The following is a 22,377-nucleotide window of genomic DNA, read 5'->3' as shown; positions in this document are numbered from 1 at the left end:
GAGTAGATCCAGAGGGGGAATGGTCTTGAAACCGAATATTTTATTGATTACAACAGATCAACAGCACTGGAATACTATAGGAGCATTTAATTCAGAAATATTGACCCCGAATATTGATCGCTTAGTAAAGGAAGGGACAACGTTTTCACGAGCATACTGCCCTAATCCAACATGTACTCCCTCAAGAGCCTCAATTATAACAGGGAAATACCCAAGCCAACACGGTGCCTGGAGTATCGGGACTAAATTGTCGGAGGATGAACCAACGCTTGGGAAAGAGTTGATAAGTAACGGGTACACAACATCGTTAATAGGGAAAGCGCATTTTCAGCCACTTCAGTCAAGTGACGAGTTTCCTTCACTAGAATCCTATCCGATCCTTCAGGATTTAGATTATTGGAAGAACTTCAATCAATGCTTTTACGGATTCAACCATGTCGAGCTTGCGAGGAACCATGTCAATGAACCGCATGTTGGACAGCATTATGCAATTTGGATGGAGGAGAAAGGTTGTGGAAATTGGCGTGACTATTTTTTACCTCCAACAGGTACGATGGATCCAGCTCAAGAATACACATGGCCAATTCCGGAGAAATTCCATTATAATACATGGATTGCTGAGCGAACAAATGAAAAATTAAAAGAGTATAAAGATCACGAAGAACCATTCTTTTTGTGGTCTAGTTTTTTCGACCCTCACCTTCCATATCTAGTACCAGAACCTTGGGATAAAATGTACGATCCAGATAAACTTACCATCCCAAGTTTAAAAGAAGGGGAGCATGATTTGAATCCTCCCCATTTCCAAAAAACCCAAGAGAATGAAGCTGATTTTAGTGAATACCGAGAGACAGAATTCGGAAATATCGGGTTTCATTCGCACTCTAATATAACTGAGGATCAAAAGAAGAAAGATATGGCTGTTTATTACGGAATGATCAGCATGTTAGATAAATATGTTGGCAAAATTCTGGACCAGATAGAGGAGTTGGGACTTCGTGAAAATACGATTGTTGTCTTCACATCAGATCATGGTCATCTATTCGGCCAGCATGGATTACATGATAAGGGAGGGTTTCATTATGAAGATTTGTTGAAGATCCCTTTTCTTGTTAGGTATCCAGGGGTTGTTCCAGAAAATAAAGTTTCTGCTTCGCTGCAATCACTCGTGGATTTAGCTCCAACATTGCTTAGTCTAACCAAATCAGATCATTACCACATGAAGATGTCGGGTGTCGATCAGAGTGAGGTGTGGAAGGGAGAAAATTCAGATGCACGAGATCATATTATATGTGAATTTCGTAAACAGCCCACACGTGTACATCAAAAAACATTTGTAAATGATCGTTATAAAATCACAGTCTATTATAATCAAAATTACGGTGAGCTCTTTGACTTAGAAGAAGATCCAAATGAATGGGAAAACCTCTGGGATGATGATGATTATCAGGGATTGAAGAAGGAATTATTACTCCGATTTTTATGGGGAGAGCTGGGAAAGGAGATCCTTCCTATGCCTCGTATAGCTGGAGCGTAAATGGTGAATACACGATTTAAATTGAAAGGGGAATTTTTTATGGGAGATCTTAAAGTCTCGAATGGTGAACTATTGCTTGATGAAAAGCCGATTCAATTAATATCAGGAGCCATTCATTATTTCAGAATGGTACCTGAACAATGGAAGGATCGATTAGAGAAGTTAAAGGCTTGTGGCTTTAATTGTGTTGAATTCTATATTCCGTGGAATTTACATGAACCACGACCAGGGGAATATAACTTTGAAGGGATCGCGAATGTAAAAAAATTTATAGAGCTTGCGGATGAGTTAGGTTTGCTGGTTATCGTGCGACCAAGTCCGTACATCTGTGCTGAATGGGAGTTTGGAGGACTTCCTTCATGGCTATTAAAAGATGAAAATATTCGACTGCGATCAAGTGACCCTTCATTCCTGAAATATGTCGATCGATACTTAAAAGAAATCCTTGGTGTGCTAAAGCCATTCTTAAGTACTAATGGTGGTCCGATTATCGCCATGCAAATAGAAAATGAATACGGAAGCTATGGAACTGATCAAAATTATTTGAAGCATTTAAGGGATGTCATGATTGATAATGGCATGGATGTATTGTTATTCACATCTGATGGTCCAATAGACTTCATGCTGCAAGGTGGAACAATTGATGGGACGTTAGCGACGGTGAACCTTGGTTCTAAATCGGATCAAGCCTTTGAAAAATTAGAGAAGTTTTATCCGAATTCACCTAAAATCTGTATGGAATACTGGAATGGTTGGTTTGATCATTGGGGAGAAGAGCATCATACACGGGATTATACAGATGCTGCAGAGACTTTTAAACATATGTTGGAGTCTGGCGTATCTGTTAACTTTTATATGTTCTATGGTGGCACTAATTTCGGATTTTACAATGGAGCTAATTTCTCAGATCACTATCAGCCTACCATTACGAGCTATGATTATGATGCTCCATTAACAGAGGCGGGAGACTATACGGAGAAATATCATGCTATTCGTAAAATTATCGCAAACCATACAAAAAAAGAATTGCCACCACTTCCTAAAGAATCACCTAAAAAAAGCTATGGAAAAGTAGAACTCAACAAATCGATATCCTTATTTGATGCACTCCCTGTATTAAGTAAAGCCGTACATTCACCTGATCCATTACCGATGGAAAAGGTAGGACAAGATTATGGTTTCATACTGTACAGAAAGTTTTTAAAAGGACCAAGAGATAACATGATTCTTAACTTACAAGAGGTACGAGATCGAGCACTGATTTTTCTTGATAGTAAGTATCAAGGAGTGATCGATCGGTGGGAAGAGTCAACCGTAGCGTTTTCTGTTCCTAAAGAAGGTGTGCAATTAGATATATTAGTCGAGAATTTAGGACGTATCAATTATGGGCCACAATTAAAAGATCCTAAAGGAATCACTGAAGGTATACGACACGGACAACAATTTCTTCATAATTGGGACATCTATCCTTTACCGCTCGACAACCTTACTGATTTATTATTTGCTGATAACGATCTCGCACAAGGTCCGGCTTTTTTTAAAGGACATTTTCAAGTAGATGAACCATGTGATACATTCCTTGCGCTGCCAGGGTGGAAAAAAGGAGTGGTTTTCATTAATGATTTCAACATTGGTCGGTATTGGGAAAAAGGTCCTCAAGAAACATACTATGTTCCGGCTTCATTGTTGAAAAAAGGTGAAAATGAGTTGAAGATTTTTGAGGTTCATGAAAGTAAGAATAAGGAAGTTGATTTTGTCGATAAACCGAAGCTTGGTTGAATAATCGAACCCCTCGGATCATTTAATGAGGGGGTTCTTATTTTACACGTTAAGAAAGTATAAAAATACTTTCTATAGTATAAGCGCAACTACGTCGACCACCTGCGCTAAGGCTTGGCGCTAGCCAAGTTTTCTTTACACTAATTCTTTCCATAGATTTGAGGGGATCCATGTTGGAACAACTGAAACAAACATTCATAGAGACATTCGGTTCAATAAATGAGGTGCAAATCTTCTTTGCACCCGGTCGTGTCAACTTGATTGGAGAGCATACAGATTACAATGGGGGCCATGTATTTCCATGTGCATTAAGTATTGGAACATATGCAATAGCAAGAAAACGAAACGATCGAAAAATCAGGTTATATTCGATGAATTATGCTGAGGCAAGTGTCATCGAAGTTGACTTGAATGACTTGTCATTTGATGATGCGCACGGTTGGGCGAACTATCCAATCGGGGTTGTATGGACCTTCTTGCAATCTAACTATTCAATAACCACCGGCTTCGAAGTAGCTTTTTACGGAAACATTCCTAATGGTGCAGGATTATCATCATCGGCTTCTATAGAACTAGCAACTTCTATTGTGTTAAAAGAGCTATTCGAGTTTGATATTGAAAAATTAGATATGATTAAGCTCTCGCAAAAAGCAGAGAATGAATTCGTAGGGGTAACCTGTGGAATTATGGATCAATTTGCTATTGGTATGGGGAAAAAAGACCACGCCATTCTATTAAACTGTGACACGTTGGAATATGTATATAGTCCTATTTTGTTAGAGGAATACGCCATGATTATTGCAGATACGAACAAGCGTCGAGGGTTGACTGATTCAAAATACAATGAACGAAGAAAGCAATGTGAAGAAGCACTGAAAACATTAAAGAGAGAGCTGGATATCGAAACACTTGCTGACCTAACTAAGGATGATTTTGAAAAGCATAGACTTCTAATTGAAGACCCCATTATCCAGAAGAGAGCAAAGCATGTCGTTTATGAAAATAGGCGGACGATAGAAGCGGTTGAGAAGCTGAATCGAAATGATATCAACGGTTTCGGCCGATTAATGAATGAATCACATCGATCTTTACGTGATGATTATGAAGTATCATGCAAGGAGTTAGACGTTCTGGTGAAGGCCGCCTGGAATGAAGATGTAATCGGTTCAAGAATGACAGGTGCAGGGTTTGGAGGCTGTACAATTAATATCGTGGCACGAGGTAGGGTGGATTCTTTCATCGAAAGAGTAGGTTCAGCTTATCGTGAGCTAACAGGCCTTGATGCGGACTTTTATGTTGTTGAAATTGGGGATGGAGTAACAACACTTTAAGGAGGGTTTAGCAATGGCCGTACTCGTATGTGGAGGTGCTGGATATATTGGAAGTCATGCTGTCGTCCAATTACTTGATGAGAATGAAGAAGTTATCGTTGTTGATAACCTGGAGAAAGGCTATAACGAGGCAATTCTAGCTGGAGCGTCATTTTACCATGGGGATCTGCGCTCACAACAATTCATTGATCAAGTTTTTGAAGAAAATAGAATTGATTCGGTCATCCATTTCGCCGGTAATTCTCTCGTAGGAGAAAGTGTCATGGATCCGTTGAAATATTACGACAACAATATTTCTAGTACGATTTCTCTGTTAAGAGCGATGGCCAAGTATGATGTCAAGGATATTGTATTTTCTTCAACGGCAGCAGTATACGGTGAACCTGAGCAGATACCGGTTAGTGAGGATGCTCAGACATTACCAACAAACCCTTATGGTGAAACAAAGCTTGCGATCGAAAAAATGCTGAAATGGAGTGAGCGAGCATATGGGATCCGCTATGTTTCACTTCGCTATTTCAATGTTGCAGGGGCGGATCCATTGGGTCGGATTGGTGAAGATCACCGTCCTGAAACCCATTTGATTCCTATTGTATTAGAAGTCGCACAAGGGAAACGAGAGAAGGTCATGATTTACGGTGATGATTATTCAACAAATGATGGGACCTGTATTCGCGATTATATCCATGTAAATGACTTGGTTGGTGCACATTTATTAGCGATCAAAAAACTTAAAAAAAGTCGAGAAAGTGCGGTTTACAATCTTGGGAACGGTAAGGGGTTTTCAGTAAAAGAAGTGATTGATGTCGCTAGAAAAGTAACGAATCATAGCATACCAACAGAGATAGCCCCACGGAGAGCTGGTGACCCTGCAAAGCTTGTTGCATCATCAAAAAAGGCGGTTCGAGAACTAGGATGGGAACCTGGATATGCTGATCTTGAGACAATTATACAAACTGCCTGGACTTGGTTCCAAAACAATCCGCATGGGTACAGTAAATAAGGTGACGGGGGGATAAAAGGATGACAATCCATCATAGTATTGATCGACTGATTAATTATGGCTTGAAAAAGGATCTGATCTCTGTTTGGGATATCGATTATATACGCAATTCACTCTTTCTTCTATTCAAACTAGATGGTGTTGATCAGCCCCGATATATGATCGAGGAGCAACTAGATACTCCAGGTCCAATCCTTGAAGACATGCTAGATTATGCTGTCCAGAGAGGATTAATTGAAGACAATACCATTACAAAAAGGGATCTATTCGATCCGAAAATCATGGGTCGCCTTGTCCCTAACCCATCGGAAGTAATCAGTGAATTTTTCCGTCTATACGAGGTAGAAGGTTCGGTAGCAGCAACTACTTATTTCTACCGTTTATCAAAGGATACTCATTACATACGTACGGATCGAATAAATAAAAACAAAAATTGGTATAGCAAAACAGAATACGGGGACCTTGAAATCACTATCAATCTTTCAAAGCCAGAAAAGGATCCAAAAGCAATTGCAGCAGCGAAGGCAAACTCTTCAGCTACCTATCCGAAGTGCTTGTTATGTAAAGAAAATGTAGGCTATGCAGGTAGACTTGATCATCCTGCAAGGGAAAATCATCGCATCATTCCGATTGATCTAGAAGGTGAGCAATGGTTCCTTCAGTACTCACCATATGTGTATTATAACGAGCATGCGATTCTCTTTTCAGGGGATCACAGACCGATGAAGATTTCAAAAGAGGGGTTTGATCGGTTGTTACAATTCACCGAGCGGTTTCCACATTATTTTATCGGATCGAATGCGGATCTCCCGATTGTAGGTGGATCTATTCTGAGCCATGACCACTTCCAGGGGGGTCGCCATGAATTTCCGATGGCAAAAGCATCTGTACAAGAGATGTTCAATATCGACGGTTTTGAGGATATACATGCAGGAATTGTTCAGTGGCCGATGTCGGTCATTCGGCTTATCGGAGCGAACCGAAACCGGGTATCCGAGCTTGGTGGTATGATTCTAGAGTCTTGGCGTAGCTACAGTGATGAAAAGGTTGGTTTGTTGGCTGAAACCGATGGTGAACAGCATAACACCATAACGCCTATTGCTCGTAATCGTTGTGGTGAATTTGAGCTTGATCTAGTGTTACGAAATAATCGTACGTGTAATGAGTACCCGATGGGCATTTTTCACCCTCATGCGGAAGTCCATCATATAAAGAAGGAAAATATCGGTTTAATCGAGGTAATGGGCTTGGCGGTCTTGCCTGGTAGATTAATAGAAGAAATGAATCAACTAGCAGATTACATTATCCAGGGTGAACTTGATACGAAAGCAATAAATGATGAATTCACTTCAGGACATGTCATCTGGGCTCAAGAAATCATAACTAATTATACGGCGCAAACAAAAGCTACTATTCATGAAATTTTAAAACAGGAAATTGGAAACCGATTTTTGACAGTTCTTGAGCATGCAGGTGTGTTTAAGCGTAATAAGGAAGGAATAAATGCTTTCTTAAGGTTTATTGAACAAATCAAGCCATCGGGGGAATCGGGATGATCGATTTAAAAGGATTCTCAGTATCGACATATAAAGGTATCGAGTCTATCACACTTGAAAATGATCATATTCGTTGCATTATTCTCCCTTCATATGGAGGGAAAATGGTCAGCTTTTATGATAAGAAGGTTAAATATGAATGGCTATATCAATCTAATCAAGATTTTCTTTCCATTCCTTCATATGGAGCCGATTTTTCGAAATATGATTCAAGCGGATTCGACGAGATGTTTCCAGGAATTGATCCTGGGCCACACCCGAATTCGTATAAAATGATTCCTGATCATGGTGAAGTTTGGACGCTTCCGTGGAGCGTGACGCCAACAGACGTTGGAATTGAAATGGAGGTTAAGAGCCCTACGTTCCCTTACACGTTAAAAAAATCAATGAGGTTAACGGAATCGGGTGTAGATATTCACTATGAGGCAACCAATACGAGTGATGAATCGTTTCCGTTTATATGGGCACCGCATGCATTGATGAAATTAAAAAGTGAGACTCTGATAGATTTGCCGAAGGGGTTGAGTCAAATAATCAATGTTGAACTGAATACAAAGCATTTAGGGGGATGGGGCACTTTGCATTCATACCCAAAAACGCATTCCGTTTCTACAGGTGAACCAATTGATTTATCACGGCTTGAACCAATGGAAACATCTACTATTGAAAAATTTTATTTTAATGAGCATTTGCAGGAGGGCTGGTGTTCGCTTGTTCAACCAGACATTAGTCGTAAGCTCACTTATTGGTTCCCAATCGAGAAAGTTCCATTCCTCGGGGTGTGGAAGACACGCGGCGGCTATAGAGGTGAGTACAATGTGGCACTAGAGCCTTGTACAGGTGTTTACGATGATGTATATCTTGCAGAAAAAATCGGAAAATCATCAAGCATACCTCCATATGGGTCGTATACATGGTTTCTTAAAATTGATGTTGGAAGTACATAAGGGGTGTTTCGCTCAAGGGAAAAAAGTATTAAAAAATTGATAGGAGGTTCCGATTTGTAAAGTTAAAACTAAAGGGTTTGGAACCAGATACCGTATACATGTGTGAATCGCTGCAGTTGACAGCATCTGGCCAGTACTTTATGGAGAATGGCTTCATCTGGGAAATAAAAAACGACTTTGATTCTGCCTTGTTTCAACTTAATAGAATACAAGGGTAGGGTGCTAGCTGATTGGCTACTTGTATTTCATCCAATCGTCTCACCTGAGAGGAGGTGATGGGTCACGTTTTTCACTGTTATAGATCGGCCTAAATTTCAGTAGGGAAGAGGAGGAAACGAAGCTATCAGGAAACTAGAGGAGGGTTTAAATTAGTGGTTAAAAAGTATCATAGTTTAAAGGTAGTTTTGGGTATCGTGTTTGCCTGGATGTTGGTGGTTTCCTCTGTGATATCAGGGTTAGCAGTAAACAAAGTCAATGCTGAAGAGGATGTGGTGACTATCCAGTCTTCTGACCTCAGTGTCCAGGTGGACAAGCAGTTTCCCCGCGTCATTCAGTACACCTGGAACAGTAATGGAGCTGTGCTTTATGGCCAAAGCGATCAGCTGTCGAAAGTCATGATTAACGGGAAGAACTATGAGCCCGATGTGAAGTCGGAAGTAGCCGGTGACGCGGTCATGTATCATATGCAATTCCCGGAAATCGATGTAGAAATGGACGTGAAGCTGGAAGTCACCGATAATATTTTATCATTTAAAGTGACAAAGATCGAAGAAAATGGGAAAACAAAAGTCGAGACACTAGCTATCCCGGATCACAGTATTGTTTCAGTAAAAAGTAGTCAATCGGGAGCACAGCTTTCGAGTGCAACACTTCTATTTAAACCAAGTTATGGTGACTATCCATCAATTGATGAGTATAAACCGATAAAGGAATTGCCTTTGGATGATGAGGCTAATGGAGTAACCATGGCAATCCTGAATACTGACAGTCTTGCTACAGCTATTTCAACAAATGCTTTGGCGGAGCAGGAACGATTAGTATACAAAACGACTGACGAAGGGGAACAAAAACAAACCGGATTGTGGAGTGGTGAATGGACTTACCGCGGCGCAAACGGGGAGGTCGTTGGACTCCCTTATCAAAAGGTTGCAGTAACGCCTGACCAGAATAGAGATGGACAAGTCGATTGGCAAGACGGGGCAATCGCCTTCCGTGACATTATGTTTTTACCAAAGGGATCTGAAGAAATCAAGGATGACGTTATTAACCAGATCTCATTCAACATAGCGAGCCAACCAACCCATCCTTTTTTACGGACATTGGATGAAATTAAGAAAAGTTATTTGTACACAGATGGATTAGGACAATCCATTCTGCTTAAAGGATATCAAAGTCAAGGTCATGACAGTGCTCATCCGGACTACGGCGATAACTACAATAAAGGTGCCGGCGGTCTAGAAGATTTAAAGTATCTCGTTGAAAAGTCGAAAAAATACAACGTTAATTTAGGCGTCCACATCAATCAGCAGGAAATGTACCCCGAAGCAAAGAATTTTCGGTGGGACTTAACGAAGAATGCTGAAAAAGGCTGGCAGTGGATGGATCAATCCTATCATATTAATCAACATGAGGATGTTGAAAAAGGGTATTTTCAGGAACGTCTCCGTGAATTGAAGAAAGATGTTCCGGGGCTTTCATGGGTTTACGTAGATGTATATTTTGATCGAGGATGGTATGCGAATGAAGTTACAAGTACAATTCAGGATGCCGGCTGGGGTGTGCATACCGAATGGATCGATTACATGTGGCCAAATGCCCTTTATTACCATCAGTCAAACCAGTATGATCAGCTCGGTGTTAACAGTCAGATCTTGAGATTTACCTATAACGAATATAAAGATGTATGGAAGAAAAAAGGTTCCATGCTTAAAGGCAGTAGTAACCTGAGCTTTATGGGCTGGATGGGACAAAACAACATACTAAACTGGTCAAAGAGTGTATTTACACAGAACTTGCCGACAAAGTACATGCAGCATTTCCCGATTATGAAGTGGTCCGATCATCGTATCGATTTTAAAGACAATGTGTATGTCACTGATCAATCCGGCACATTGAAAATGTATAAAGACGATAAGTTGATCATGGATGGAGATAATCTATTCCTCGCTTGGAATCCGAAAAAAGAAACGAAGATTTATCACTGGAACCCTGCAGGCGGAGAAACAAGCTGGTCGTTACCAGACAGTTGGGAGAAAGAAAAGAAGGTTGTTCTCTACAAGCTAACCGGCACAGGTAAACAATTTGTTAAAAAGTTGTCTGTAAAAGACGGCGAGGTAACGATTCAAGCTGAAAAAGAGGTACCTTATGTCATTTATCCACATCCGGTAAAGGGACACGGACATACAAAGAAGGGTGACCAAAATACGAAAATGGACTGGGGTGCAGGCGGTATTGTGAATGATCCGCATTTCTTCAGCCACAGTTTCAAACAGTGGAAACGTTTTTCAACAACCGGCGATGTAAGCGATATTTCAATTGTTGATGGAACAAATGGTTATGAAAATTTACAATTTGCCGGGACAAGTGACGGCATGGTGAGCCAGAGAATTGAAGGTCTTGAACCAGGAAATACGTACTCTGCTTCAGTATGGGTCGAAGTTACTGGTAAAAGAAAGGCTGTAATCGGTGTGAAAGATTATGGAGGTTCCGAAGTAACGAATTGGACAGACGTTTCACCTGCCGAACAATATACCGCATCCAATCCGCGGCGCCACAGTAACTTCCAGCGCATGAAGGTTTTGTTTACAGTTCCTGAAGATTATAAATCCGGTTCTGCTACCCTTTATCTCAAGGCGGCAGAAGGCGGCTCTGGTACTAAGGTGCAATTTGCCGATGTGCGTGTCGTTGAAAACAATGGGGCTGATCTACAGGCGAAAGGACATTACTATCATCAAGACTTTGAAAATGTCGATCAGGGATGGGGACCGTTTGTTTACGCACGAAACAGCGGGGACCCAACAATACATCTTTCGGAATTACACAAAGGATATACGAGGGATACCATTTCCGGACGTTACTCGTTGAAAATTTTAGATGCGGGTAAAGGCATGCAAATCCGTACACTTGGTCAAACCCTGCGATTAAAACCGAATCACACTTACAGGATTGGGTTTGATTATCAGGCAGATACATCAGGAATGTACAATTTCGTCGTTCAATCTGATAAAGAGGGAACCAGAATTGTTAATGATACACTTGTGAAAACAACTAACCGACCACTAGACAGTGCACCACCAACAACATTAGAAATACCTAAAGGATGGACGGATAGTCTACCTCCGCAGTATTCTGCACCTCACAAGACGTATGAGCAAACGATTACGACAGGAGGAGCAGGTTGTGGCGATTACTTTATCGCAGTCACGTCACCTGGTGGCAGTGGGGCATTAACAATCGACAATCTTGTTGTGGACGACTTAGGACCTGCAAAGGAAATCGAAGAATGTCCGACGAATCCAACAGGAGAACTTAAGCTGGAAAGTGAATATTTCAACGCAGGTAAAACATCGGAAGTAACAGGTACTTTCACAAACTACAGCAGCAAAACGATAGACGATGTTGACGTTGAACTGAAGGTTCCAGAAGAATGGTCAGTTAAAGCCACTTCTGATACAAAATTCCAATCAGTTGAACCGGGGCAATCGGTATCATTGACTTGGGCTGTCACACCGAATGAATCAGCAAGTGCAGATTCGTATACACTCGGGGCAAAAGCAAGTTTCAAATTTAAAGGATACGAGACGGGTACAACAGCGACCAAAGTTGTGAACATTTTGCCAGATCCACCACAAGAAACAACTTACATCAGTGACCTTGATTGGTTAAATGCATCGAACGGCTGGGGACCTGTAGAGCGAGACATAAGTAATGGTGGACAAGGCTCAGGAGATGGTCAGACGTTGACCATTAACGGAGAAACGTTTGAAAAAGGCCTAGGTGTTCACGCGAACTCTGAAGTTGTCTATTTCTTAGACGGTAATGCGTCAAGCTTTCAGGCAAAAGTGGGTGTCGATGACGAGATGTTAGATTCATCTGCTGCAAGTATCGTTTTCCAAGTTTGGGGCGATGGAAAAAAGCTTTATGACAGCGGCTTAATGACTGCTGAAGACGATGCGAAAAACGTAGATGTAAATATTGAAGGTGTTGAAAATCTGAAACTAGTTGTCACTGATAGCGGAAATGGAGTAGGAAGTGATCACGGGGATTGGGGGGCTGCAAAAGTAATTGTCGAGTAAATGATCTCAATTTGATAGTCTTCCAGTTAGATAATCAGGAGTAATCTGTTGACTCTAATAACCGCGAGGATCTCTCATTTTTACATTTTAGAGATGTATCCTCGCTTGGAGTCAGCTTAGTATTATAATGAAGTTATACATAATAAGGATTGGAGGAGAATTCTAATGAAACCAAACGTTCTACTTATCATGGTGGACCAGATGCGGGGAGATTGTTTAAGTTTACTAGATCATCCTATTGTAGATACTCCAAATATAGATCAACTCGCACGAAATGGTGCCTTTTTTAAAAATGCATATTCCGCTGCTCCATCTTGTGTTGCGGCAAGAGCGGCGGCATTGACTGGGATGTCGCAAACAGCGAATGGCCGTGTAGGTTACATGGATAAAGTTCCATGGAAGTATGAACACACCTTACCCGGTGAATTTGCAAAAGCCGGTTATCACACTCAATGTGTCGGTAAAATGCATGTCTATCCGACGAGAAATCTTTGTGGTTTTCACAATGTTGTTTTGCATGATGGTTATATGCATTACTCACGCTATAAACACAATACCAAAACAACGGAGTCCTTCGATTATTTAGATGATTACTTGAATTGGCTCAGGGAGAAAACAGGATCTAAGAATGACATGATTGATCTAGGACTTGACTGTAATGCATCAACAGTAACAAGACCTTGGCATCTGGCGGAAGAGCTGCATCCAACGAATTGGGTGACGACACAATCAATTGATTTTCTGAGAAGAAGAGACCCATCTAAGCCATTTTTCTTGAAAATGTCCTATGTCAGGCCGCACCCGCCGTTTGATCCACCGCAAGCTTTTTATGATATGTATATTAATGAGGACCTCCCAAAGCCACCTGTTGGGGATTGGGCAGAGAAAGAAGATCCGGATCGAAGCGGTTTAAATCCAGTTACATCCAAAGGAATTGTACCAGAAAAAAGGTTCAAGCGTGCTCAAGCAGCCTATTACGCTTTGATAACACACATCGATCATCAAATTGGCAGGTTCCTGAATGCGATGCAGGAATACGGCGTTTATAACGATACGGTTATCCTTTTTGTATCCGACCACGGTGAGTTGTTGGGAGACCACAATTTATACCGGAAAACACTTCCATATGAAGGAAGTACGAAGATACCGTTCATCATTGCCGACCCAGGAAACAATTTAAACCTAAAGAAGAATATGACTATCAATGAAGTAATTGAGCTAAGGGACATTATGCCAACACTATTGGATGTTGCTAATGTAGAGATTCCGGATAGTGTTGATGGGAAGAGCCTTTTACAGTTATGGGCCGGAGAGGAAGACGTGGAGTGGCGTGATTTTCTTCACGGAGAGCATATGTTTGGTGAACATTCTTTTCACTATATAACAGACGGAAAGGATAAATATATTTGGTACTCACAATCTGGGGAGGAGCAATTGTTTGATTTAGAGCGGGATCCTCAGGAGATGTTTAATTTAGCAGGAAATGATAAGTATGCTGACAAACTGCTAGTAAGAAGAGAACAGCTCATTAAAGAGTTAGAAGGTAGAGAGGAAGGTTATTCTGATGGACTAAACCTTATTGTTGGGCAAAAGCCTAAAGCTTGTCTTCAACATATTTTAGATTAGATGAAGTTCAAACTCTCCAGGCAAACCAAGTGTAAGTGCAATGGAAATGGAAATCAAAAAACTGTTAGCCCATCAACACTTTCAAATCCCTGATGGTTTATGTAAGCAGTTTCTAGTAAAAAAATATCGACTTCGTGCAGCTACTGAGACAGTGACCGAATTACATGCACATCCTAAAGCCATTCGGTACACCCTACTGGCTATCTTATTCTGGCATCGTCATGCCCGAAATCATCGACTCTTTAGCTGATCTTCTAGACGAAATCACTCACAAGTTGGGAAACAAAGCTTTGAAAACTACTCGTAAAGAAGCAGTAGAAGAACTAGATCGAGTAAAAGGAAAAAATAATATCAAAAAATCTTAATTTTTTGATATTTACAAAAACCCTAAAAGGGATTATACTGTCATTAATAGATCGCGATCATTTAAATATCATGATTTTTAAAACGATTCCAAAATACAGCGATTTAGAAAATGATTGCGTATATTGAAAATTAATCTTAAGAATTAAAAAATTTTTGTTATGAGAGGAGTAATTTAAATGGTTAATGCAATTAATGAAAAAAATAGTGCAGGTTCTACAAAAACAAAACAATTAGTTATTGATTCTGATGTACACTCATATTTCAATTCTATTGAAGAGCTTGTTCCTTATTGTGACGAATCGTTACAAAAACGTTTGAATATTGGTCCTTTTAAGAAAAAATCATTTAATGGAAAAGTTGTATCTTCAGGAGAATTTCGTTTCCCTGAATGTCGATATATTAATCCAGGTTCAGTTTTACGTTTAGATGCATTTTCACCAAATGGATCTATCCCTGGAGCTGATCCAGAATTTGTAGCAAAAGATTTATTCGATCGCTCGAATACAGTGTATGGGGTATTAAATTCCGCCAACGCTACAATGGGAGCTTTTCACAACGTGGAAATCGCAAATGAATTTAACTCCGTTTATAATAATTGGCAATATGAAAATTGGATTGAAAAAGATGCCAGATATAAAATGTCTATGCTTGTAACCCCGCTTGACCCTGTAGCCGCTGTAAAGGAAATCGAAAGAATTGGGAAAAAACCTGGAGTTGTAGCCATTAACCTACAAACAACGAGTATTCCATTAGGTAAAAGGCATTTTTATCCGATTTATGAAATTGCAGAAGCATATGGACTGCCAATTCTTATGCACCCAGATTCTGAGTCATCGGGAGAAAATGGGCCAGCACAAGCAGTAGGACCAGCTTCAACTTATATGGAATGGCATGCTTGCTTAGGGTTAATTGCTCAAAGAAATATCGCTAGCTTAGTTTGCGAAGGGGTATTTGAAAGGTTTCCAAAGCTTAAGTTCGTTTTTGCTGAGTATGGAATGGCTTGGCTACCAGGTCTAATGTGGAGACTAGATAAGAATTGGAAGGCGCTGCGTGATGAGGTTCCATGGTTGAAAAATAGACCAAGCGAATATATTAGAAGAAATGTACGTTTAGGTACGCAGCCAATTGAAGAACCATTCCGTTCTAAAGATTTATTAGAAGTTATTCAAATGGCTGGAGCTGAGGATATGCTTCTTTACAGTAGTGATTATCCTCACTGGGATGGAGATGAAGCAGACCGTGTATTCAATAGTTTACCGAAAGACTTAAAAAATAAAATTTTCTATGAAAACGCTTTAAATACTTATAACTTTAACCGGTAGTAGAAAGGAGAACAAAAGATGGGTGAATTAAAAAGTGTGACTCTTTGTTCAGCAGAGGATTTACAACCGGGGGAACGACAGTTAGTAAAAGTTGATGGATCAGAAATTGCTATTTTTAATATTAATGGCCAGTTATATGCCGTTCGAAATAAGTGCCCACATCAAGGAGTATCCATGGTATATGGTTCGATCGATGGAACGATGTTGCCAAGTGATCCTCATACGTACCAATATGGAAAACATAATGAGATTTTACGCTGTCCTTTACATGGATGGGGATTTGATATTAAAACAGGCGAATCTTTGTTTGATGCAGAAAAATGTAAAATAAAGACTTATGATATACGTCAAGAAGGAGATTCAATTGTTCTATATCTTAATAAAGAGCCAAAAATAGTTTCGCTAATAGAAACGAATGCTTGCTTTGTATCATAACAATTAAAAATAAAATTTTTTTATTGCCACAAAGAGATCGCGATCTTTTTGTTATCGAGATCTTTTTGTGGAAGTGTTATTAATAATATCCTGGCATGCTTGATCGTTTATGAGACTACTTTTTACGAATTAGCCTTTCAAATCTATGTATATATGACAATAATTAAGAAAAAGGGAAAACAGCTGGTATTTATGTTAGTAATGTGGAACAAACAAAGCAAGCCATTCATTGGGGAGCCGGTTACATTATAACAAACTTGACTCAAGCAATGACACAATGGGCAAGGCAGTATTTACAAAGTGTAAAGGAATAAAGAGCATTAATAAAGCGTTAGACAGTACTATAACTTTTTAATAATCAAATCCAAATAGTAACGATCCGTTTGAAATAATAAGAAGCCAAGTAAAGAAACGATAAGGAGAGAAAAATTTGGAGCGAAGTGGTTTATCAGAATTAATTCCAACACAAATGAAAGCTGTAGTCGTAACAGACTATGGCGGACTAGAGAAGCTTGAAGAACGGAAAGTACATGTACCGCTTCCAAATGAAAACGAGGTTTTAGTCAAAATATATGCCTGCGCTGTAAATAATTCAGATATTTTAATGCGTGAAGGTCGTTATGGCACTGATGCGAACACAGGGGAAAAAGCGGGATGGAAACGAGAACCCATTTCTTTTCCGCGTATCCCTGGAACTGATGTTGCAGGTGAAATCGTAGCTGTAGGTGCAAATATCGATCCTTCATGCTTGGGGGAGAAGGTTGTATTATTTCCTTTTATTTCTTCAGGACCCGATGGCTTGGAACATATGGCGGAAGATATAACGTTAATGAGTTCTGAGTGTGATGGCGGATATGCTGAATACATTGCATGGCCAAAAGAATTGTGCAGACCGATACCACTATCTAGTTATGTTGAAAGCTCTTCTTTTATTGTTAGTTGTTTTACTGCATGGCATATGATTGAAAAAAGTAAAGTTGTACCCGGAGAAAAGCTTCTTATTTCAGGGGCTACCGGCGGCGTAGGTTCTTATGCTATTCAAATTGCATCAAAAGTATTTGGGGCGAATGTCATTGCCTTAGCGAGAGATTTATCTTTTAAAGAAAAAATGATCGAACTAGGAGCAAGTGAAGTTTTATCCTATAAATCAAAAACCTTACCAGACGATGTCTTAATGGCTGCAGGTAGCGAGATTGATGTTGTATTGGATGTCGTGGGAGATCCTTTATTTTCAACATGTTTGAATGTACTGAGAAACGGGGGAAGGTTAGCAATATCTGGAGCTGTAGGTGGAGCGGTTACACAACTTGATATTCGTACTATTTATTTAAAACATCTTTCAATATTAGGGTGTACGTTAGGTACTCGGAAAGAATTCGATAAAATGTTAGCTGCGATTCGTGAAGGGAAAATTCAACCTCTCATCGATAAGACTTTTCCTTTGGAAAAGGCACGTGAGGCTCAAGAATACTTTAAGAACTCTGGAAAATTCGGAAAAGTAATATTACAAAATGAAAATTCTACCCATCTTTAAGGAGGTTTTTCTGTTGAACAAAGTAGTGTCTAAAGAAGTGAAAGAGCTTGCAAGTTACTTAATCGATGCTGAGAAAAATCAAAAACCAATCCAGCCTTTAACTGAATTAAAGTCAGATTTAACACTAGATGAAGCATATGAAATTCAACTGCAAATCGTTAAGGAAAAATTATCTGAAGAAATCAGAATTGTTGGGAAAAAAATTGGTTTAACTTCGCGTGACATGCAAATCATGTATGGTATTGATACGCCGGATTGTGGACATTTATTTGAAAACATGAACGTTAAAAATAAACATGAAGTATCTTTTAAGGATGATGTCATTCAGCCGAAGATCGAAGCTGAAATTGCCTTTGTATTAAAAAAAGATTTAAAAGGTCCAAATGTTACCGTTGAAGAAGTTCTTCAAGCAACAGATTATGTTCTTCCTTCTATTGAAATAATTGATAGTAGAATAAAAGATTGGAATTTGAAATTGCAGGATACAGTTGCCGATAATGCATCTTCCGGTCTTTATGTTCTTGGTGACAAACCTGTTTCAGTGGATGAAGTCAGTCTTCCAGATATTAACATGAAAGTCTATCAAAACGGTCAACTAATGAAAGAAGGGGTCGGGAAGAATGCAATGGAGCACCCTGCTGCTTGTGTTGCATGGCTAGCTAATAAATTAGCAGAATTTGATGTAGTATTGCAAGCTGGAGAAGTGATTCTTTCTGGTGCTCTTGCTACTACTATTGATGTGGTACCAGGAGATGAATTTACAGCTGTATTTGAGCACTTAGGAGAAGTAAAAGTAACATTCACAGAATGATTAGAGTTTAAAGATAGTTTTTATCAAATTTTAAAAAATTTGCTTTGTAAGAGGGGAGCTTTACTTGGTATTTCTATCAATTTTAGGTCCTATGTTTATTATGGCGGTTATTTCTTTAATTGGATATATTATTGCAAAAACCAATGAAATTACCGATGAATCAAAGCAGTTGCTTATAAGCATTATGCTTAATGTAGCAATTCCATGCATTATTTTAGATGGTGCTTTTAAAACTAAGGTAGGGAAAGAGTTAATTTCTCAGCTAATTATTATTTTTATTTTTTCAATACTAATCAGTTTATTTGGGTTACTATTAGGATGGATTTTTGCAAGAATTTTTAACTATTCTCCTAGTAATGCAAGGAAAATGGCTTTTATTGCTGGATTGGGAAATACAGGTTTTATTGGGATTCCTTTATGTGCAGCAATATTTGGTCCAAAAGGGGCTCTACTTGCAGCAGCATTTGATACAGGGGTAGGTATTATTTTATTTACAGTAGCTATTGCGTTATTGCAAGAAAATTATCAGTTTTCACTTGCATCTTTAAAACAATTAATAAATCCCCCAGTTATTTCAATAGTTATAGCTTTAGTTGTTATCATTGCTGAAATTCAACCGCCAGAAATTATTCAACAATTAAATGGAATGTTAGCCAATTTAGCTACCCCTCTTGGAATGCTTTACATTGGAATTCTTATAAGGATGATGCTTAAAGAAAAGGGAGCTATGTCAATTAGTAGATTGAAAGTACCTATATTATTGAAATTGATTATCTTTCCAATTCTAACTATAGTACTTGTGATGTTTACTAACCTTTCTATGATGGTAAAGCAAGTAATTATTATTCAAGCAGCAATGCCTACGATGACGATCGCCCCAGTATTATTAGCACGGTATGCACAAGATGAAGAAATTGGGGTAAAGGCAACTGTTTTTTCAACAATTTTTGCCATATTGACAGTGCCTTTTATTGTTTTTTTAGGAAGTAAATTATTTTAAATACTTTAAGTGAAATGACGGAAAGGGTTGATTTGATGGCAGTTAAAGCAGAAATCAAAACGTATTTTAATTATATACACGGTAAATGGCAATCTTCATCCACAAATGAAGTTCAGGCTAGCATTAATCCATCTCATAAAAATGAAATCATTGGTTATGTTTCAAAATCAACGAAAGAAGATTTAAATCATGCGGTCATTGCTGCAAAAAATGCACAAAATGCTTGGAGAAAATTATCAGCTCCTGCAAGAGGAGAGTATCTTTATAAAGTTGCAAATGTATTAGAAGCACGATTAGAAGAAGTGGCAGAAACAATGACCAAAGAAATGGGAAAAACATTACAGGAAGCGAAAGGTGAAACGGCTCGTGGTGTAGCAATACTTCGCTATTACGCCGGAGAGGGTATGCGTAAAGTAGGAGATGTTATCCCTTCTACAGATAGTGAAGCATTTATGTTTACAAGTAGAGCACCTCTTGGAGTTGTAGGAGTAATTACACCGTGGAATTTTCCCGTTGCCATTCCAATTTGGAAGATGGCACCAGCCATTGTATATGGTAATACAGTTCTATTAAAGCCAGCAACTGAAACATCTGTTACAGCGGCAAAAGTAATCGAATGTTTCGATGAAGCAGGATTACCAGCAGGTGTTATTAATATGGTTACAGGTTCAGGTACAGTTATTGGGCAAGGTATTATTGATCATCCTGATATCAATGGTATCACATTTACTGGTTCAGATAGTGTAGGAAAACGGGTTGGTCAAGGAGCGGTTTCACGCGGTGCTAAATATCAGTTGGAAATGGGTGGGAAAAATCCAGTAATTGTTGCTGAGGATGCTGATCTTGATCTTGCTGTGGAAGCAACCATAAGTGGCGGCCTTCGTTCAACAGGCCAGAAATGTACTGCTACTAGCCGCGTTATCATTCAAAGCTCTGTTTATGATGTATTTAAAGAAAAGCTGCTAGCTAAAGTAAAAGAAATAAAAGTAGGCCAAGGATTAAATAGTGACACTTGGATGGGGCCATGTGCGAGTGAAAATCAATTAAATACGGTATTGGATTACATTGAAAAAGGAAAAATGGAAGGTGCATTGCTTTTATATGGTGGAAGTAAATGTGAAGGTATTGGTTTGGAGGATGGCTTCTATGTTGAACCGACTATCTTTGAAAATGTAAATTCAAAGATGACGATTGCTCAAGAAGAAATTTTTGGACCTGTACTGGCATTAATGAAAGTCGATACAATTGAAGAAGCATTAGAAGTAGCGAATGATGTAGAATTTGGACTTAGTGCTTCTATTTTTACAACAAATATCCAGAAAATGCTTTCGTTTATTAATGAAATAGAAGCAGGCCTTGTCCGCATCAATGCTGAGAGTGCTGGAGTAGAGCTGCAGGCTCCATTTGGTGGTATGAAAAAATCTAGTTCTCTTTCACGTGAACAAGGTCAAGCAGCAATTGAATTCTACACAAATATTAAAACAGTATTTGTAAAAGGATAATATCATTTTATTTATCCCTTAAAAAGGAGAAAGATCCTTTTTAAGGGATATTGTTTTAAGCTCTGCCGCACGGATTAATAGATAGAGAACAGAGTGTTTATTTCCTTTCAAATTATTTATTAAGCAACTAATAAAACCCCCTTGAGTGTTTTAAGGGGGGGTAATAGACTATTGGGAAACCCTCAAGAATTTGTACAAATGAGTCACAATCAACACATCTCTGCTACTATACCTTTATAATAAATCTACAGATTTGCCGTATTGAATGTTATATCTCGTATATATTCCATCGTTTTTTTTGAGGCTTCTTCAGGTGTATAAGTTGCTCGATTGTTAAGAAGAGATGTAATCATCCCTTGCCATATCAAGATTGTAATTTCACTAAGTTTTTCAATTTCTTCTTTATTAAATACACCTTTTTCTGCGAATTTTTCTAAAACTTTTCTACTTCTTTTACTCAAATTTTGTTCAGTAAGAATTACTTCTAATTCTTCTGGAAGTTGAATGGTATCAAATTGATATAGGGAAGAGTAATATTTTAAAAGTTCTTCTGGATGTTCTCCTAAATCTGCAATAAATATTGCGTGATATAATTCAGGTTCCCTAAATGAATGGTCACAAAAACATTCCCATCCTAATAAATATTTTTCTAATGGGTCTTTCGCTCTTGCAGTATATTTAGGTAAATCCTCAATATAGTGCTCTACAAAGCGCATTGCTGCAAAAAATATAAGATGGGAAACTTCCGAAAAATAGTTATAGATAGTGGAACTTGTGTACCCTGCTTCCTTTGCAATTTTTCTTATACTGATATTTTTAATTCCTTCTTCTTTTATTAATTTGGCGGTTGCATCAATAAAATAATTTAGCATTCGTTCAGTTTGTATTTCACTTCTCGCCATTAAGATTTCCTCCCTTTTTACGCCTACAACAGTCATTAATGGACTGTTCCACCCAGTTGTAAAAGATCAATTCGAATTTTATATAACACATTTAACAAAAACGAGTGTTGCTTAGCCGATAAGATGCAACAAAGCCAACAAAAAAAGACATCTTTTTTGTTGGATATAAGTATAGCAAACTTCCCTCGAAAGGAAATATCCTTATGCAAAAGTATACTACGCTTCCTAATTCACTGGAAAATATTGTTCCAACTATTAGTTTGAACAGAAAATTTGTCCGCATGTATAAGGTACGTTGGACGAAACTTTATTCCGATTTATCAAACAACATATTATCTAGACTTACCGAGAAAGCCATTTATAAAAACAACTGTTCGAAACTTTAATTGCTCATGTTCTATTGAAATCACTTTATGATCAAATGCAGAGTA

Annotated in this window: 16 protein-coding genes and 1 pseudogene; 16 read left to right on the top strand and 1 reads right to left on the bottom strand. The window is 38.8% G+C overall.

Annotated elements, in window-relative coordinates; translation table 11 throughout:
- Positions 1-19 precede the first annotated feature (19 nt).
- The 16 genes and pseudogenes from NON16_RS10790 (at position 20) to gucD (ending at position 21,044) form a co-directional block, all read left to right on the top strand.
- A complete protein-coding gene (locus NON16_RS10790; protein ID WP_257349011.1) occupies positions 20-1,537 on the top strand; it encodes a sulfatase family protein in 1,518 nt (505 codons plus the stop codon).
- A 39-nt stretch (positions 1,538-1,576) separates the two neighbouring features.
- Positions 1,577-3,316 (top strand): glycoside hydrolase family 35 protein, encoded by a 1,740-nt coding sequence (locus NON16_RS10785; protein WP_257349010.1) that lies wholly within the window; start codon positions 1,577-1,579, stop codon positions 3,314-3,316.
- 170 nt (positions 3,317-3,486) lie between these two features.
- A complete protein-coding gene (locus tag NON16_RS10780; protein WP_257349009.1) occupies positions 3,487-4,647 on the top strand; it encodes a galactokinase in 1,161 nt (386 codons plus the stop codon).
- Positions 4,648-4,660: 13 nt separating this feature from the next.
- Positions 4,661-5,650: a UDP-glucose 4-epimerase GalE gene (gene galE / locus NON16_RS10775; protein ID WP_257349008.1), complete on the top strand. Its 990-nt coding sequence runs from the start codon at positions 4,661-4,663 to the stop codon at positions 5,648-5,650.
- 20 nt (positions 5,651-5,670) lie between these two features.
- On the top strand, positions 5,671-7,206 hold the full coding sequence (galT, locus tag NON16_RS10770) for a UDP-glucose--hexose-1-phosphate uridylyltransferase (RefSeq protein ID WP_257349007.1): 1,536 nt from the start codon (positions 5,671-5,673) through the stop codon (positions 7,204-7,206).
- Positions 7,203-8,153, top strand: a complete 951-nt coding sequence (locus NON16_RS10765; RefSeq protein ID WP_257349006.1) for an aldose epimerase family protein — start codon at positions 7,203-7,205, stop codon at positions 8,151-8,153. The genes galT and NON16_RS10765 overlap by 4 nt, the downstream gene beginning before the upstream one ends.
- A 35-nt stretch (positions 8,154-8,188) precedes the next feature.
- Positions 8,189-8,371 (top strand): GH36 C-terminal domain-containing protein, encoded by a 183-nt coding sequence (locus NON16_RS25655; protein WP_372508789.1) that lies wholly within the window; start codon positions 8,189-8,191, stop codon positions 8,369-8,371.
- A gap of 153 nt (positions 8,372-8,524) precedes the next feature.
- Positions 8,525-12,448, top strand: coding sequence for an endo-alpha-N-acetylgalactosaminidase family protein (locus tag NON16_RS10760; RefSeq protein WP_257349004.1), 3,924 nt, complete (start codon positions 8,525-8,527; stop codon positions 12,446-12,448).
- 165 nt (positions 12,449-12,613) lie between these two features.
- On the top strand, positions 12,614-14,074 hold the full coding sequence (locus tag NON16_RS10755) for an arylsulfatase (RefSeq protein WP_257349003.1): 1,461 nt from the start codon (positions 12,614-12,616) through the stop codon (positions 14,072-14,074).
- A gap of 10 nt (positions 14,075-14,084) precedes the next feature.
- Positions 14,085-14,421: pseudogene (locus NON16_RS25845) on the top strand (Tn3 family transposase); the annotation flags it as partial.
- 195 nt (positions 14,422-14,616) lie between these two features.
- Positions 14,617-15,762: an amidohydrolase family protein gene (locus NON16_RS10745; RefSeq protein WP_257349001.1), complete on the top strand. Its 1,146-nt coding sequence runs from the start codon at positions 14,617-14,619 to the stop codon at positions 15,760-15,762.
- A gap of 18 nt (positions 15,763-15,780) precedes the next feature.
- A complete protein-coding gene (locus tag NON16_RS10740) occupies positions 15,781-16,197 on the top strand; it encodes a Rieske (2Fe-2S) protein (RefSeq protein ID WP_257349000.1) in 417 nt (138 codons plus the stop codon).
- A gap of 430 nt (positions 16,198-16,627) precedes the next feature.
- Positions 16,628-17,731 (top strand): zinc-binding dehydrogenase, encoded by a 1,104-nt coding sequence (locus tag NON16_RS10735; RefSeq protein WP_308216599.1) that lies wholly within the window; start codon positions 16,628-16,630, stop codon positions 17,729-17,731.
- A 13-nt stretch (positions 17,732-17,744) separates the two neighbouring features.
- Positions 17,745-18,542: a 2-keto-4-pentenoate hydratase gene (locus tag NON16_RS10730; protein WP_257348999.1), complete on the top strand. Its 798-nt coding sequence runs from the start codon at positions 17,745-17,747 to the stop codon at positions 18,540-18,542.
- Positions 18,543-18,606: 64 nt separating this feature from the next.
- A complete protein-coding gene (locus NON16_RS10725) occupies positions 18,607-19,542 on the top strand; it encodes an AEC family transporter (RefSeq protein WP_257348997.1) in 936 nt (311 codons plus the stop codon).
- Positions 19,543-19,577: 35 nt separating this feature from the next.
- Positions 19,578-21,044, top strand: coding sequence for an alpha-ketoglutaric semialdehyde dehydrogenase GucD (gene gucD / locus NON16_RS10720; RefSeq protein ID WP_257348995.1), 1,467 nt, complete (start codon positions 19,578-19,580; stop codon positions 21,042-21,044).
- A gap of 245 nt (positions 21,045-21,289) precedes the next feature.
- On the opposite strand, the gene NON16_RS10715 is transcribed toward gucD, so the two are convergent.
- Positions 21,290-21,946: a TetR/AcrR family transcriptional regulator gene (locus tag NON16_RS10715; RefSeq protein ID WP_257348994.1), complete on the bottom strand. Its 657-nt coding sequence runs from the start codon at positions 21,944-21,946 to the stop codon at positions 21,290-21,292.
- Positions 21,947-22,377: the final 431 nt, after the last annotated feature.

Origin of the sequence: Pseudalkalibacillus decolorationis, assembly GCF_024609785.1 — a bacterium.
Lineage (GTDB): Bacteria > Bacillota > Bacilli > Bacillales > Fictibacillaceae > Pseudalkalibacillus > Pseudalkalibacillus decolorationis.
This window is presented reverse-complemented; position numbering and strand designations above follow the sequence as displayed.